Source organism: Bradyrhizobium yuanmingense, from assembly GCF_900094575.1.
Classification (GTDB): domain Bacteria; phylum Pseudomonadota; class Alphaproteobacteria; order Rhizobiales; family Xanthobacteraceae; genus Bradyrhizobium; species Bradyrhizobium yuanmingense.
In genome coordinates this window covers 1-16,574 of record NZ_FMAE01000014.1, presented here as the reverse complement: position 1 = coordinate 16,574, position 16,574 = coordinate 1, and the positions used below count along the sequence as shown (strand labels likewise).

Sequence of the window (16,574 nt, the reverse complement as noted above, 5' to 3'; positions counted from 1 at the left end):
CGTCGACGGCTGCGTCGTGCAGCGCTAGTCGCGACGGTCAACCTACAACCTGACGCAATGTGCGATTCAAGCCATTTTATTGGCCAAGCTAAACATTTGTAATGGAGGTGTGTTCTATCCGCGACAGTGCCAGGGGGAGCCCTGAACGCGGCGCGAGCCCATCAAACAACACCTGGGAAGTCACCACGCTTAGAAAAGTCTTCGCAAACGGATCGCTGCATTGTGAGGTCGTGGCAGTGTCTCGCCAGGAGACGCGGAAGCGAGGAAGGGACCGAGCACGTCGAAGGGCCTGTAGCGTGCTTGGGATATTCGGAGTCGCAGCTTGCGGTAAGCCTAACAGCGCCTGCGAGTTGGAGGCTTTTGCTCACTAGATGCCATGTTGGATGCCTCCTCGAGCAATATCCGCCGCATCCAGATGCTCGCGGGATCGGTATTGTGGAACGAGGGCCACTGCACGGCCTCTGTGAATATGGGTAGGGGGAGAGGCGGTTCGATGATCCGCAGTGGCATCCGCTTTTCAAAGTGTCTGGCCAGTCGTAAGGGCATCGTGCCGATACGGCTCGTGTCTAACAATATGGGCGGAATCAGGCTAAAGCCCTGCACGACCACCTCAATTCGTCTCCTCAGACCGTGCTCAAGCAGAAACCATTCTTCCAGGTTCGGTCTCAGTGCCCGTCCGAACTTGGCAGTAACGTGCCCCATCGAGCTGTATTTCTCGAACGTAAGCTGTCGGGATAGCTGTTTGTTCGCGCGGCATCCCACGCACACGAGGGTCTCGTCGAACAGCGTCGCCTTAGGGTGCGCACTCGACATGAACAGTTCCGGCAGAATGAGAAAGTCGACTTCGCCCCGACGGAGCAGCTCATCGGGTTCATCGGAAAATGGCAGCAATTCGAACCGCACGGCGGGAGCTTCTTGTGCCATGCGGTCCACAATTCTGCGGAAGAAAACGATCGTCATGAAATCTGAAAGAATGACCCTGAAGCGCCGACTAGACTGAGTCGGGTCGAACGCGTCGCGTGATATGATTGAGAGTTGGATGTGCAGCAGGGCCTCGCGAACCGGACCTGCAAGCGCCTCCGCGCCAGGTGTCGGGACAAGCTCTCGACCTCTCATAGTAAATAGTTCATCGCGGAAATAGGTGCGCAGCCGTGCGATCGCAGCGCTCATAGCGGGCTGGCTGAGGTTAATTTTGCGAGCCGCCGCTGTGAGATTGCGCTCCGTCATCACGGCATCGAGCGCAACGAGAAGATTTAGATCGAGTCCCTTGAACCGCATGTTGTGAGTCTATCCATCGTGTGGATGTGTTCTATCGAAACAATCGATTTTACCAAATTGCGGGATGTTGGATAGCAAACTGAAGTTTGAAAAAGTAACCAGGCACACCACAATGGTTTATGGTCGTTCAGGTGAGCTCAGAGGAAAGCTCCTGGACGTGCGAGCGCGCCGCCGAGTCCGTTTCATGGGCGTCTACAGGCGCGGCATGCGAGCCGTGTTGCGTCTCCGTGCGAAGTGCGCTCGTTTGGTCGGCAAGCGAGGTCCGATAAACCTTGGTATGGGGATGCCATCCGTTTCCATATTCGAGGTTTACCCGCGTACACTTGAGAGCGCATTCAGCATCATTCTAGTGTCAGGGAATAGCGGCAGGCGCAGATTGCGGATGCCAAGAATTCCAGGCGCCTTTCCAAATGGCTCGCCTGTCCAGTGCATTTGGGGCGTGTCGAAGATGTATGAAAGCCAGTTTGACTTGATGCCGATCCGAAGCGCCGTCCATGAGGGCCGCGCGTCGATGGCCTGCCCTCAGAGATCAAAGCGACGGACATCGATGCGACAGGAGGCGCAAAAGCTCTTTGGTGCAGACAGGTTCTGGCTAGTCGAATCGCATCGTGGGCATCTTCCGATATATGGCGCGCAAGGCATTGGCCGGATGAGGAGCGCGAACCGAGCGCTCGCTGCCTCGCGAGCATGGCGCCAGCGGCGCTGTGCAGGCGAGCGGTGCCGAGCCCCGACACAGCAAGTCCGCGCATCTCGGTATTGATCGGCGGTTCGGCGACTAACGAGTTCACGTGAACGTCTCGCTCTTAATTCCATTGGCGCAAGGAAGCTTGCCATGAACATTGCCGTGTCCCCGGCTGCGGAACGTTCTTCTACGCGCGCTCAAGTGCAGTGGAGCCTTCGTTGGGAGAACGAGCTGCGGCTCGCCGATCATGCCGAGCTCGCGGAGTTTTTCCGCAAGAGTTATGGACCGACGGGCGCGTTCAATGCGCAGCCTTTTGAGGGAAGCCGAAGTTGGGCCGGCGCAAGACCGGAGCTCCGTGCAATTGGTTACGACGCGCGCGGGGTAGCGGCCCACCTCGGGCTACTACGTCGCTTCATCAAAGTTAGTGAAGTCGATCTCCTCGTAGCAGAACTGGGGTTGTATGCGGTGCGTCCGGACCTCGAAGGGCTCGGAATAAGCCACGCAATGCGCGTGATGTATCCCGTACTGCAGGAGCTTGGCGTTCCATTCAGCTTTGGCACGGTTCGGTCGGCGCTTGAGAAACATATGACGCGACTGGTCGAAAGGCAGGGGCTCGCCACCCTGATGCATGGCATTCGCGTCCGCTCCACGCAGCCGGATGTCTATCCCAATTTATCGCCGACCCGCATCGAGGATGTGATCGTGGTGGTGTTTCCGCTGGGACGCTCGATAAGCGAATGGCCGGCCGGGACTTTCATCGATCGGAACGGGCCAGAGTTGTGACAGAGCGTTCCACCCCATCCACTGTCCGCTGCGACTACGCTGACGTGAGCGGAAGTCGAGCTGTCTATTTGACCTTTGACGACGGGCCGAACCCGTTTTGTACGCCAGAGGTGCTCGATGTGCTGGCGCAACATCGGGTTCCGGCGACATTCTTCGTCATCGGCACGTACGCGATCGAGCATCCTGACCTCATCCGACGAGTGATTGCGGAAGGGCATGAGGTTGCGAACCATACGATGACCCATCCTGATCTATCCAGATGCGGACCTGCGGAGCTACAGGATGAAGTGCTGACCGCGAGCGAGGCGATCCGTCTGGCGTGCCCGAAGGCCTCGCCCAGGCATATGCGAGCGCCTTACGGCATATGGACGCAACAGGTGCTCGCAATGACTGCGAGCGCTGGTCTCACGGCTCTGCACTGGTCGGTCGACCCGAGAGATTGGTCCCGCCCTGGGGTTGATACAATTGTGAATTCGGTGCTGGCGAACGTTCGCCCGGGCGCAATTGTGCTCCTGCACGACGGGTATCCACCCGATGAGGATAGACTGTGCACCGATACAACGCTGCGCGATCAGACCACGAAGGCGCTGGCATCTCTGATTCCGGCACTACAACGGCGCGGGTTTGTAATCCGTCCACTCCCTCAACTTCACTAAACAAGAACTGACACCCTATGGACCTGCTCGCGATAACCAGTGCTGCCGCTGTTTCGAGTTATGCGCTACTCTCGACTATCTATAAGAGTGTGCAAGCGCTTTATGCCCAGCCGACGATCAACTCACCGCTACAGGACAGCCTCGGACAAGCCGAGGTGGTCCTTCCCACTGTGGACGTCATCGTGCCGTGCTTCAACGAGAATCCAAACACGCTTGCCGAATGTCTGGAGTCGATTGCCAGTCAAGACTACACCGGAAAGATGCAGGTCTATGTGGTCGATGACGGGTCTGCAAACCGCGACGTAGTCGCGCCTGTACACCAGATATATGCCAACGATCCGAGATTCAATATCATCTTGTTGGCCAACAACGTCGGAAAGCGCAAGGCGCAGATCGCTGCAATACGCAGCTCATCCGGGGATCTGGTTCTCAACGTCGATTCCGACACGATTCTTGCTGCCGACGTCGTCACGAAGCTTGTATTGAAGATGCATGACCCGGAAATCGGTGCGGCGATGGGTCAACTCATAGCAAGTAATCGCGACCAGACCTGGCTGACCAGGCTGATCGATATGGAATATTGGCTCGCGTGCAACGAAGAGCGCGCGGCACAGGCGCGCTTCGGTGCCGTCATGTGTTGCTGCGGCCCATGTGCAATGTATCGGCGTTCCGCACTCACCTTGCTTCTTGATCAATACGAAGCGCAATTCTTTCGTGGGAAGCCGAGTGATTTCGGCGAGGACCGCCATCTAACGATACTCATGCTCAAGGCGGGGTTTCGAACCGAATACGTCCCAGACGCGATAGCAGCCACCGTCGTCCCGCACAGTCTTGGGCCATATCTGCGTCAGCAGCTCCGTTGGGCGCGCAGTACCTTTCGAGATACGTTTCTTGCATTGCGCCTGCTGCCAGAGCTCGATGGTTATTTGACCCTAGATGTTATCGGGCAAAATCTCGGCCCATTTCTCCTTGCCGTTTCAACACTTGCTGCGCTTGCACAGCTCGTGATTGGCGGCTCTATACCCTGGTGGACGGGACTGACGATTGCTGCAATGACTATGGTCCGGTGCAGTGTGGCAGCAATTCGTGCTCGCGATTTGCGGTTTATCGGCTTCTCGCTCCATACACCGATCAATATCTTTCTATTACTACCATTGAAGGCCTATGCGCTTTGTACATTGAGCAATAGCGATTGGCTATCGCGAAAAGTTACCAATGTGCCGGCGGAAGAGGAGAAACAGCGTGTGATCCTGCGCCACAATGCCGGACGAGGTGCGGTTAGTGTAGGGGTGGGGCCTACTGCCATTCATAAAGCGGGGGTATCGCACCGTCCATCGAGCCTGGCGGCCATGGAGAGTGTTTCCGGTCGCGAACGCTCGACTGCCTACAAATAAGTGGTCGTCTCATGAATCTGGACGCGAACCATCAGCTATTAGAGCGAGAGTTAGCTGTCGACGACCCATGGCGCCTTGACAGTAGTTCGTTCGAGCAGGAGCGATACGCGCAAATGCTCCGGATGTCGTTTGGCAACGGAGATGCTGCGTCTGCCCTCGAAGTAGGATGTGCAGCCGGTGCATTCACGGACATGCTGGCGCCGCTATGCGAGCGACTTACCGTGGTGGATGTCATGCCGCAGGCAATCGAGCGAGCGCGACTGCGAACCAGTAAGTGGTCACATATTACTTGGGTGACCTGCGACATTCAGCGGTTCTCGACCACTGAGCAGTTCGATTTGATTGTCGTGGCCGAGGTTCTTTACTACCTCAAAGACGTGAGCGAAATGCATGCGGCTATCCGCAACCTGGTGAGTATGCTTGCGCCAGGTGGCACTCTGATTTTCGGGTCTGCGCGTGATGAACTATGTCAACGCTGGGGGCATGCTGCTGGTGCCGAAACTGTGATCGCTCTCTTTAGCGAGAGCCTACCGGAGGTCGAGCGTCGGCACTGCTGCACCGGATCGGCAAACGAAGACTGCTTGATCGTCCGGTTTCGGAAGCCGGGCGCCTCGTCAGAACAATCGAACGTCGGTCAATAGGCCAGGAGGACGTATGCGCATCTGCGGAATAAAGCTGACACATGACGGAGCAATTGCTGTCGTCGAAGACGGTCGGCTTCTTTTTTGTGTTGAGCAAGAGAAGCGCGACAACAGTCCACGCTATCAGTCCGTCGACAATCTCGATGCAGTCGTGTGCGCCCTGGCGGAGCATGGCCTGGAGCCGCGGGATATCGATCAGTTCGTCATTGACGGCTGGGACGGGGAGAGTGAATCGCAGTTCCAGCTCCTAAGCGGAGCGGTGCAGGTCGCGCTAAAAGGCGCGCCATATGTCGAGCGTCATGCTGAGGGCCTCCTTGATCCGGTCGACGGCGTTGGCCTCCTCCTCGGAGGCAAGGAGTTTCCATATAAGAGCTACCCGCATGTCACGGGCCATGTCGCGTCAGCATATAGCACCAGTCCCTTTGCAGCCGCGGGAAAGCCCTCGTTCTGTCTGGTATGGGATGGCTGTATCTTTCCACGTCTTTACTATGTCGAACCGCGCGGGGCTCGGTTCATTGGATCGCTGTTTCCGATGATTGGCCACGCCTATGCTGCCGCGGGCCTTCACTTCGGGCCATACCGGCAGCCGAACCGCTCCAGTTGGGATCTGGGCATCGCCGGCAAGCTGATGGCTTACATCGCGCTTGGCTCCGTCGATGAAAGCATCGTGGAAGTGTTTCAGGAGCTTTATGAAACACGCTTGGCGGCCGACACGGAGCAGGCTCGACGCTACCGCGAAGACATCAACAATGCGGAATCGTCTCTTGCAGCTATGCACGCGTTCTTCGAGGCAAGCGCATTGCGCCTGGCCACCAAGCGAGCGGAGGACGTCCTCGCCTCGTTCCATGTGTTTCTGGAACGTCTTCTTGTTAAGGAAATCGCGCTGCTCCTGCTAAGATATTCGTCGCTTCCGGGAGCGCGAAATCTATGTGTCGCCGGAGGTTGCGGTCTCAATATCAAATGGAACAGCGCGCTTCGCGCGACAGGATTGTTCGATGATGTCTGGGTGCCGCCGTTTCCGAATGACAGCGGCTCGGCAATCGGCGCGGCGTGCGGCGCCATGGCAGCGCAGGATGGCTTCGGGCCATTGCAATGGTCAGTTTACAGTGGTCCTGCCCTCCAGGAGAGCGAGGTGCCGCCGGACTGGGACGCCGCACCTTGCAGTCTGAGTGAACTTGCGTCGATTCTTGCCGACAATAAGCCCGTCATCTTTCTTTCCGGGTGCGCCGAACTTGGGCCGCGGGCGTTGGGGGGTAGAAGCATTCTTGCAGCCCCAACATGCCCTTCAATGAAGGATCATCTCAACGACATTAAACGTCGCGAGCACTTCCGACCAGTGGCGCCGATCTGTCTCGAGGATCGGGCGCCGGAGATCTTCAGCCCGGGCACGCCAGATCCTTACATGCTGTTCGATCACCAGACTCGGGCGAATTGGCGCGACAAGGTCCCGGCGGTGGTCCACCTTGACGGCTCGGCGCGGCTGCAGACAATTTCCCGCAACTCTCCTCACGAAATTGCTGCGCTTCTCGTCGAATTTGAGCAACTCACGGGCATTCCGCTGCTCTGCAACACGAGCGCCAACCTCCACGGACGAGGATTCTTTCCGGACGCTGCGGCAGCTTGCCAATGGGGGCGTGTCGACCATGTTTGGTGCGAGGGCATGCTCTGGAGCAAAACGGTCGCCAAGAAGCCATCGTCCACGGAACGACTTCTGTCAGCCTAAGATGAATATGTCCACTGTGGCGATCGACCTTGCCGATGTAAAGAAGTCATTTGGCGACAAGCTTATCGTCAACGACCTGTCGTTCTCGGTTGCGCGCGGAGAGTGCTTCGGACTGCTTGGGCCGAATGGAGCTGGCAAGAGTACGATTGCGCGCATGCTCCTCGGCATGATTTCGCCCGACGGAGGCAAAATTACAGTCCTCGATGAGCCTGTGCCTTCCCGCGCTCGTGCGGCGCGCGTGCGCGTCGGGGTGGTGCCGCAGTTCGACAACCTTGAGCTCGAGTTCACAGTTCGAGAGAACCTGCTTGTGTTTGGCCGCTATTTCGGCATGAGCGCTCGCAGGATCGAGGCGGTTGCGCCCGCCCTGCTTGAGTTTGCGCGCCTTGAAAGCAAGGCGGACGTGCGTGTCTCCGAGTTGTCCGGTGGCATGAAGCGGCGGCTGACGCTGGCGCGTGCCCTGATTAACGATCCAGATCTACTCGTGATGGACGAGCCGACCACTGGGCTGGATCCGCATGCACGCCATCTGATTTGGGAACGTCTGCGGGCCCTGCTTGCGCGTGGCAAGACGATCCTATTGACCACTCACTTCATGGAAGAGGCCGAACGCCTGTGCGATCGGCTATGCGTGCTTGAGAGTGGATGCAAAATCGCCGAAGGCAAGCCAGACGCCTTGATCGACGAGCATATCGGGTGCAACGTGATCGAGATCTATGGTGGTGATCTCAATCAACTCCGGGAGCTGATCCGGCCTTATGCGCGGCATATCGAAGTGAGTGGAGAGACGCTTTTTTGTTACGCGCGATATCCGGAGCAAGTCCGCGTGCACCTGCGCGGGCAAGCGAACCTTCGCGTACTGCAGCGTCCCCCGAATCTCGAAGACGTGTTTTTGCGGTTGACCGGGCGCGAGATGGAGAAATGAGCAATGGATGATGGTTACGCGTCGTTGATGCCGGCTAACGCGTACAACTGGATCGCGGTATGGCGACGAAACTTCCTGGGATGGAGGAAAGTCGCGCTTGCATCGCTTCTCGGCAATCTCGCAGACCCCATAACCAATCTGTTGGGCCTTGGCTTTGGCCTCGGACTCATCGTGGGACGGGTTGAGGGGACTTCGTACATTGCCTTTTTGGCGGCCGGTATGGTCGCAATCAGCGCGATGACATCAGCGACCTTTGAAACCCTGTATGCGGCCTTTGCTAGGATGGGTGTCAAGCGCACCTGGGAGGGAATTCTGTTCACACAGCTCACGCTCGGCGATATCGTTCTAGGTGAGTTGGTGTGGGCCGCCAGTAAGTCCGTTCTAGCCGGGACAGCAATCGGGATTGTCGCTGCCGCGCTGGGTTATGCATCCTGGACGTCCATTCTTTGTGCGATACCAACAGTCGCCCTTACGGGCCTTGTCTTCGCCAGCCTGGCAATGGTCGTCATATCTCTTGCGCCAACTTACGATTACTTCGTGTTTTACCAGTCGCTCGTCCTTACGCCTATGGTGTTTCTTTGTGGCGCGGTCTTTCCGACGAGCCAACTGCCCGACTCATTTCAGCATTTTGCCGGCTTGTTGCCGCTCGCACATTCGGTCGACCTTATTCGTCCAACGATGCTTGAGCGCGGCGCCGACAGTGCCGCCCTGCACGTAGGTGCGCTCTGTGTTTACGCGGTCTTGCCATTTTTCGCGTCGACAGCACTATTTCGGCGGCGCCTGCTGCGTTGACGTGAGTTGAGCGAAAGGAAGAAAGTCAATCGATGAAGTGTCATCAGCCCTTCCGCGGTAGCTCGCGAGTGACCTGGTCTGTTACAGCGGCTTCTGCAACGGCCTTAAGAGGCCGCGATCGAGCCAGCTCTATGGCCGCCTGTTCGGTCCATCTGCATCGGACGCCAGCACCCTATTTCTGAGCGCCTGTCGCTAGTCGCCGAGACAGACCTTGCAAACTCGTGTTGTGCTGTCTGGCCCGCGCACCGGCGGAGCGTGACTGTACAGGTTAGTTCGGTGGGACGGCAGTTGGCCTTCCCGTCATGACGATGGAGAACGGGATGTTGTGCCCGGGACTGAGTGGTGACCTTGACAGAATCCATGAAAGCTCTCCGGAGCTGCCGAATGCATTTGTTCACGATGGCGCTGCGGTTCTTGTGCAGGATGGCCGCGCAATTGCTGCTCTCGAAGAGGAGCGTCTCAACTGTGTCAAGCACTCCAACGAGTCTCCCAGCAACTCGATCCGATACTGCCTGTCTACCGCAGGAGTCGAGCTCGGGGAGATCGACCGCATCGCGTTCTACGCGACTGAAGCCTGTTGCAAAACCATGCTCGAGCGTCCTGTTGTTTCTCGGCCCGTTACGTTGGACGCCAAACTGTTGCGGCGCAGCTGCTGGCACGGGAGTGTGGGGCAGAGATCGATCCGTCTCCGACTTTCCTTCGTGAATCACCACGAAGCGCATGCCGTGAGCGCGTTTGCCATGTCCGGGTTCGAGCAAAGTCTCGTCCTTGCGATCAACGGCGGCGGCGAGTGTCTCTCAGGCTTATTGGCGGTAGGATCTGACACGGGAGTTGCGCAACTTGATAGCCGTAAGTCATGAGCATGGCCACGCTCCTATGCCTGCATGTGAGGGGACCAGTCCATCCGACGCACAGGGAGCATTGGGCATCGGACTTCGGGCAGGTCGATGCAACACCGCTGACAGAAAGTGTTGAGAGAACGCGGCCATCACGGGTAGCCCTGCTATGAAGTTCTACCGACGCAGCTCGCCGGCACCGCGATTTCAGACCGTGACGCCGGGCGAGAAGAGACGGGAGATGTCTGTATCGATGTCTTTTGTCCAACCAGGAGCGCGCGAAAAGGCAATCGAGATGGTTAGCGGTGCGATGAATGATCGGTTCGTAGTGTCCCGGCGACGTACGGGTTTTGGCGACTGTCTGTGGTCCCTGGCGGCAGCTTGGCGTTTTGCAAAGCAGACAGGGCGCATGCTAGCCATCGATTGGCGGGGGTCTTGCTATCTTGATGAACCATTCACCAATGCCTTTCCGGTCTTCTTCGAACCGGTCGAAGACATTGCCGGCGTGCCGGTGATTTGCGACGACGACATCAACAAACGTTCGTTTCCGGGACCATTCTTTCCGGCATGGTGGAACAAGCCATCTATCGATTGCGTCTACCGCCCGGACGAGCAGATCTTCCGGGAACGCGACCAACTCGATCAATTGTTCCAAAGTCAGAGAGATAGTGACGCTAACACGGTTGTGTGTGATGCCTGCCTGATGTGGCGCTGCGATCAGGAGGCGGAGCGAGAGATCTTTCGGAGTATCAAGCCGCGAGCGGCAATTCAGGCTCGGATTGATGCCATCTACCGCAAGCACTTTGAGCCGTACAGCGTGATCGGCATTCATGTCAGGCATGGCAACGGTGAGGACATTATGGGGCATGCTCCCTACTGGGCGGACGCGGAGCGCGCGTTTCGACAGATCTGTAATGCCATTGACAAGGCGAGGGCGTTAGCACATGCGAAGCCTGTGAGGGCATTCCTGTGCACGGACAGCGCGCTCATCCTTGAGCAGGTTTCGGCAATATTCCCCGATGTTTTTGCGATTCCAAAACAGTTCCAGGCGCCTCACGCCGGCCCGTTGCACAACGCCGCCCTCGGAGCCGAAGGTGGCTTTTCTGCCCTCACTGAGATGTATCTCCTTGCGCGCTGCGACACGGTGATCCGTTTTCCCCCAACGAGCGCCTTCACGCGCTATGCGCGTCTCTTTGCTCCACGCGTTATAGAATTCGAGTTGAACGATCCGAGCAGGTTGATCTTGGTCGAAGACAACTCGCAACAGCTCGTGGCTTCATGAAAGTTGTAGCCCGCTTGATCGACCTGATTGTCGCTCTTTGCATCCAAGAGTACTGCCAGTTCTTGTACAGGCGACAATCGTCTGCCCAACGTGATGCTGTTGGCGAGAACTTGCAGCGAAGAGCAGAGCGAAGCGACGCGGGGGTGCCTTCGCTTGAGCCGTGACGTCGATAACAACCGCCCTAAAGTGCTGCGCAGCGTTAAGCAGACGGAGCACGTCGTCGTCCTTCGGTCAGCTACAAATCGGAGCTGATCAGTGCTCGAGCGTGGATGAACATATCAGTTCGCCAGCTCGTGCCTGGAGCGAACCCGTCCAGCGATATCCCCAACTCTGCCCAGGGGGTGCGACAAACGGAATCGACGATTGACGAATCTGACGTGCGAGGCTGGTACGTCAGTTTTGGAGTTAGCGCGGCAAAATGTCCGTGGTCGCTCCCGAGCGGTCGTTGGTTTCGGCGAGGCGCCGACAAGCTGCAGCTCATTCGGTTGCGCGATCAAGAAAGCGAGCGCGGCCCGTCCCCTGTGATGAAGCAGGCGAGTGTGCTAGAGAGCTTACGTAGCTGATTTGCCATCGTTGTCACAAAGCACACCCACGGCTGTCTGAAATCGGCCAAGTGTTCGGCGTGCGCGACGTTAGGACGCAAAGCGGAGGTGATTTACCTGCACCGCGGTGGCGCAAATCCTGCTAATCGTCCGCTGGCTTAACAGTAGAGGAGGCGGCCTTGGGTCTCGATCTGCCGAATGACAATCTGATTAGAGAGCCACTGGCCGAAACACATTTGGGTTGCCTCGTTTACGCCGATAAAGCGCGTGATGATCGTAGAGAACAAAAGACGATGTTGCTCACGGGGGCATCGCGCGGAATTGGTCATGCCACTGCCAAGCTGTTCTCGGAGGCGGGCTGGCGTGTCATTTCTTGCGCGCGCCAACCTTTCGACAGCGAGCGCTGCTCCTGGGAGGCAGGGAATGACGATCATTTCCAGATCGACCTCAGCAATCATCGAATGCTGCCGCGTGCGATCACCGAGGTCAAGAAGCGCTTGGCTGGTGCGCCCTTGCACGCGCTGGTGAATAATGCCGGGGTCTCGCCGAAAACGCCCACTGGCGATCGGATGACGTCGTTGACCACGTCAACCGAGACCTGGATGGGGGTGTTTCATCTTAATCTGGTAGCTCCGATCCTGCTGGCGCAGGGTCTGTTTGACGAGCTAAGAGCCGCGTCAGGATCAATCGTAAATGTGACTTCAATAGCAGGCTCACGGGTGCACCCATTCGCCGGTAGCGCCTATGCGACCTCGAAAGCGGCGCTTGCGAGCCTCACCCGCGAGCTGGCCTATGATTATGCGCCGCATGGCATTCGTGTGAATGCGATCGCGCCCGGCGAAATCAAGACCGACATGCTATCGCCAGACACGGAAGCCCGTCTCGTGCCAGGTATCCCGCTGCGCAGAGTGGGGACCCCGGATGAAGTGGCCAAGGTCATCTTCTTCCTGTGCTCGGATGCGGCGAGTTATGTCACGGGAGCCGAGGTGCCGATCAATGGCGGGCAGCATTTGTAAAGCCGCCGCTCTGGCGACGCAGCTGACGTGTCCTGCAGCGGCACGTATGTTCTCCACTGACGACGCGCACGATCCGCAAAAAGTGAAACGAGGGCACATTGCAAGTGTGGTGTCGTGCCATAATAAGGTGTCACGGTTCTATGTCATCTCCTCAACACGTGGGGCTAGATCAGAGAGTGACATGCAAAACGAAGCTCGCCAATCCCAACATGGCTCCACGGAGGATAATCAAGACAACGGAGACAGGCTCATGCTGCACATCCCATCCTCGGGCGAACGACCTGCCTCGCAACCGGAGCCGGAGCGTGATCCCTCGGGGCAGCCGTCGTATGAGAGCGCGCTGGCCGGCATCTTCGAAATATCGAAAATAGTCAGCGCCCCTGGTCGGCTCGAAGTCACGTTGGCCAAGGTCCTTGGCCTGCTGCAATCGTTTGTGCAGATGCGACACGGCATCGTCTCGCTATTCCACGATGACGGTATCCCGGAAATTACCGTTGGCGCCGGCTGGAGCGAAGGCAGTGACGAACGTTACCGCACGTGCCTGCCGCAGAAAGCAATTGCCCAGATCGTAGCGACAGACGGGCCTCTTATTGTCGAGAGCGTAGCCGGCGAGCCAGCCTTCAGCGCTGCCGACCGGGAGTTTCTCGGCGCCTCCGACAGCGTGCGCGTATCGTTTATTGGGGTTCCTATTCGTATTGAGGCGAGGGTGGTTGGTACGCTGACGGCAGACCGCATCCAGGACGATAGTTCCAGTCTTCGGCTCGAGTACGATGCGCGACTGCTGGCTATGGTCGCCAACTTGGTGGGACAAACAGTCAAGCTACATCGCTTGTTGGCCTGCGATCGCGAACGATTGTTAGTGGACAAAGACCAGCCACAGAAGATTGTTGAGCTTGAGGTGGCCGCTCGCGAGCGCAAGAAGCTTCACGCCCACGGGATCATTGGCGACAGCGCCGCGCTGAGCGCTCTGCTCGAGAAGATTGCGGTTGTAGCCAAATCGAACAGCACGGTTCTGCTGCGGGGCGAATCCGGCACCGGCAAGGAGCTCGTAGCCAAGGCCATTCACGAGTCCTCGTCCCGCGCTAAACGACCGTTCGTTAAACTGAATTGCGCGGCGCTGCCAGAGACGGTCCTGGAATCGGAATTGTTTGGCCATGAGAAAGGTGCCTTTACCGGTGCGGTCAGCTCGCGCAAGGGGCGCTTCGAGCTTGCTGACAAAGGGACGCTATTTCTGGATGAGATCGGAGAGATCTCAGCTCCGTTCCAGGCGAAATTGCTGCGAGTTCTGCAAGAGCAGGAGTTCGAGCGCGTCGGTAGCAATCACACGATTAAGGTCGATGTTCGAGTCATAGCTGCGACCAACAAGAACCTTGAAGAGGCTGTGGCAAGGAGCGAGTTCCGCGCGGACCTCTACTATCGTATTAGCGTAGTTCCCTTGTTGTTGCCGCCGCTGCGCGAAAGACGCACTGATATTCCGCTGCTAGCCCGAGAGTTCCTCAGAAAGTTCAACAGCGAGAACGGCCGTACGCTCACCCTGGAGGCGAGTGCGATCGAGGTACTGATGAACTGCGGGTTTCCGGGAAATATTCGCGAACTCGAAAATTGCATCGAGCGAACAGCGACGCTGTGTACCGGGCCGTCGATTGTGAGAAGTGACTTTGCATGCTGCCAAGGCCAGTGCCTTTCCATGATGCTCTGGAAAAGCACATCGAATGACAAGACCGACGTGGCGGTACCCATGCAGCCGATGCCTGCAAAGTCCATCATTCCGCTAGCTCAAACGACATTGCCACCGCAGTCTGTCTGCGGACCGGCCCCACCGGCACCTGCCGGCACAGTTCTCGTTGGTGGTGCAAGCATGACCGATCGCGAGCGTGTCATTGCGGCCATGGAAAAATCTGGCTGGGTGCAGGCCAAGGCAGCGCGCCTACTCGGACTAACCCCGCGCCAAATCGGCTATGCGCTGCGAAAATACGGAGTTGAGATAAAGCGGTTCTGAACGACCACATCCGCCGGAACTTCTGCTGCCAAACAGATCGTGTCCGAAGAGGCAATCTACGCAGTCTGCAGGGAATGGGCCGGCCTGCGGCGACGACGTGGGCGCGCGCGCAACATGGATTTGTGCGCCATGAGTTGGAGCCTCACCTGCGGGCCATACAATGGCGAACCATCGGTAGCTCGAACATGTAACAAGCTATCATCCCTATTTTGCGGACGAGTGAGCGGCAATGCTTAACCGTCGATCGGCCCGATGCCCGCAGGTGGTTCGCGGCAGTTATCCTGCGAGCATTCCTTGCGTCTCTCGGCTGGCGTGACGAGCGGAACCGCCTTGTCGGTGCCCTGACTTGTGTCGGCATTCGTTCGTCAGGAAGAGCGGGCTGGAGCGACTTATAGCCCGGTTTAAGCCTTTGTGACAGCGAGCCGATTCCAGAACGGCAGCGATGGTACAACACTTGCTCTTCTCTTCGTAGCTATCGCAACTGTTGGAGCAACATCGTGCACAATGTCGTCTGCATCAAACAGGTACCGGACTCGGCGCAAATCCGTGTTCACCCCGTGACCAATACAATCATGCGCCAGGGAGTGCCGACCATCATCAACCCATATGACCTCTTCGCGCTCGAGGCCGCGCTGGAGCTGCGCGATCGGTTCGGCGGCGAAATTACCGTGCTTACCATGGGACCGCCATCGGCAGATGAGTCCTTGCGAAGGGCGCTGGCTTATGGTGCCGATCGCGCCGTCCTACTCACCGATCGCTGCTTTGCGGGCTCCGACACACTGGCCACAACGTACGCACTTGCAACCGCCATCCGAAAAATCGGTAAGGACTATGGCCCGACGAATCTCATTTTCACGGGAAAGCAGACCATCGATGGCGATACTGCGCAGGTTGGGCCCGGCATCGCAAAGCGAATGGGCGTAGGGCAGCTGACTTACGTTGCGAAGATCAGATCCTTGGACCTCGCCGCTCAAACGATTGAAGTGGAACGACGCTGCGAAGGTGGTGTGCAGGTGTTGCAAACCAAATTGCCGTGCCTCATCACCATGCTTGAGGCGACGAATCAGATCCGGCGCGGCGCGATGGCGGATGCCTTGCGTGCCGCGCGCGCCCAAATCGTGAAATGGAGCGCGCACGAAGCCGGTGTCGAAGACACCTCCAACTGCGGCCTCAAAGGCTCACCAACGGTCGTTAAGCGTGTGTTCGCTCCCTCTGCGCGGGCCGAGAAGGCGTCGCTGGTTGAGGCCGCTGAGCAACCGGCGCAGGCGTTGATAGACGCAATTTTCTCGCTTCAACCGAAGCTCGAAACCGATCTTGCGGCACTTGCTCGTGAGGCTCGATCTGGAGAGTCCAGGCCATGATGGTAGATACGCCCAGGAATGTATCAACGCCGCACCCGTGTCGAAGAGCGCGCAACATGTAGCGACGCATCTCGGCCAGCTACCAATAGGGTCTGCCTATAGCATCCGTCGATCTCGCGAGCAGCTGGGTCCGCATGTTCCGTAGACCAAGTTATGGCTACGATCGATGCCGGAGTCGCGCGGAATTGTCGGGGCAAAGGTCAAAGGGGCCTGCGCATGTTCCAGGGTCACCGTTCGGTCGTGTTCGAGGGCGTGGAAGGCCATTGCTTCTCACGTAACGGTCACGAGCGAAGACTGAATAATCAGCGACCCGGGTCACCGTACTAGGGCTCGGACTCAATTGATCCAATAGGCAACGATGGCGGCGAGATGGACGGCAGCCAAGAAGTTCGTGGCTAGTTTGTCGTAGCGAGTTGCGACACGCCTGAAATCCTTGAGGCCGGCAGAAACAGCGCTCGATGACGTTGCGCCCCTTGTAGGCGCGTTTGCTGAAGCTGTGGAGAGTGACCCTGTTGGATCTGTTTGGAATGACGGGCTTGGCACCACGATCGACGATTTCGGCTCGAAAGCCATCGCCGTCGTACCCTTTGTCGCCAATGAGGGCAGACATGGGTGGCGCGAGTTCCAAAAGGGCTGGCGCTGCGGCAATATCAGCGTCCTGGCCTGG

13 protein-coding genes and 1 pseudogene are annotated in these 16,574 nt (G+C 57.9%); 12 read left to right on the top strand and 2 right to left on the bottom strand.

Annotated features, from left to right (window positions below):
• Window positions 1–333: 333 nt before the first annotated feature.
• Entirely contained in the window at window positions 334–1,278 is a 945-nt protein-coding gene (nodD1, locus tag GA0061099_RS34210; RefSeq protein ID WP_036030688.1) for a transcriptional regulator NodD1, read from the bottom strand.
• 832 nt (window positions 1,279–2,110) lie between these two features.
• On the opposite strand from nodD1, the gene GA0061099_RS34200 reads away from it, so the two are divergent.
• From GA0061099_RS34200 to GA0061099_RS34145, 12 genes are all read left to right on the top strand, one after another.
• Entirely contained in the window at window positions 2,111–2,743 is a 633-nt protein-coding gene (locus GA0061099_RS34200; protein ID WP_036030691.1) for a NodA family N-acyltransferase, read from the top strand.
• Window positions 2,740–3,399 carry a chitooligosaccharide deacetylase NodB gene (nodB, locus tag GA0061099_RS34195; protein ID WP_036030693.1) on the top strand — a complete coding sequence of 220 codons (660 nt, stop codon included), beginning with the start codon at window positions 2,740–2,742 and terminating at the stop codon, window positions 3,397–3,399. Before GA0061099_RS34200 ends, nodB begins: the two co-directional genes overlap by 4 nt.
• 17 nt (window positions 3,400–3,416) lie before the next feature.
• Entirely contained in the window at window positions 3,417–4,793 is a 1,377-nt protein-coding gene (nodC, locus tag GA0061099_RS34190) for a chitooligosaccharide synthase NodC (RefSeq protein WP_036030696.1), read from the top strand.
• Window positions 4,794–4,804: 11 nt separating this feature from the next.
• Window positions 4,805–5,434: a nodulation methyltransferase NodS gene (nodS, locus tag GA0061099_RS34185; RefSeq protein WP_036030699.1), complete on the top strand. Its 630-nt coding sequence runs from the start codon at window positions 4,805–4,807 to the stop codon at window positions 5,432–5,434.
• A gap of 13 nt (window positions 5,435–5,447) precedes the next feature.
• A complete protein-coding gene (gene nodU / locus GA0061099_RS34180) occupies window positions 5,448–7,157 on the top strand; it encodes a nodulation protein NodU (protein ID WP_036030702.1) in 1,710 nt (569 codons plus the stop codon).
• 1 nt (window position 7,158) lies between these two features.
• Complete coding sequence (nodI, locus tag GA0061099_RS34175) at window positions 7,159–8,079, top strand: nodulation factor ABC transporter ATP-binding protein NodI (RefSeq protein WP_074448273.1); 921 nt, start codon at window positions 7,159–7,161, stop codon at window positions 8,077–8,079.
• A gap of 3 nt (window positions 8,080–8,082) precedes the next feature.
• Window positions 8,083–8,871, top strand: coding sequence for an ABC transporter permease (locus tag GA0061099_RS34170; protein ID WP_036030707.1), 789 nt, complete (start codon window positions 8,083–8,085; stop codon window positions 8,869–8,871).
• Window positions 8,872–9,173: 302 nt separating this feature from the next.
• Window positions 9,174–9,731 (top strand): carbamoyltransferase N-terminal domain-containing protein, encoded by a 558-nt coding sequence (locus GA0061099_RS34165; protein WP_036030711.1) that lies wholly within the window; start codon window positions 9,174–9,176, stop codon window positions 9,729–9,731.
• Between the two features lie 145 nt (window positions 9,732–9,876).
• The gene (locus tag GA0061099_RS34160) at window positions 9,877–10,989 is read left to right on the top strand and encodes a nodulation protein NodZ (protein ID WP_081493063.1); all 1,113 of its coding nucleotides are present in this window, start codon (window positions 9,877–9,879) and stop codon (window positions 10,987–10,989) included.
• Between the two features lie 721 nt (window positions 10,990–11,710).
• Entirely contained in the window at window positions 11,711–12,547 is an 837-nt protein-coding gene (locus GA0061099_RS34155; RefSeq protein WP_036030714.1) for an SDR family NAD(P)-dependent oxidoreductase, read from the top strand.
• Between the two features lie 250 nt (window positions 12,548–12,797).
• Window positions 12,798–14,546 carry a nif-specific transcriptional activator NifA gene (nifA, locus tag GA0061099_RS34150; protein WP_420886580.1) on the top strand — a complete coding sequence of 583 codons (1,749 nt, stop codon included), beginning with the start codon at window positions 12,798–12,800 and terminating at the stop codon, window positions 14,544–14,546.
• 497 nt (window positions 14,547–15,043) lie between these two features.
• Window positions 15,044–15,907 (top strand): electron transfer flavoprotein subunit beta/FixA family protein, encoded by an 864-nt coding sequence (locus GA0061099_RS34145; RefSeq protein WP_036030720.1) that lies wholly within the window; start codon window positions 15,044–15,046, stop codon window positions 15,905–15,907.
• A gap of 336 nt (window positions 15,908–16,243) precedes the next feature.
• On the opposite strand, the pseudogene GA0061099_RS34140 reads toward GA0061099_RS34145, so the two are convergent.
• Window positions 16,244–16,574: pseudogene (locus GA0061099_RS34140) on the bottom strand (transposase); the annotation flags it as partial.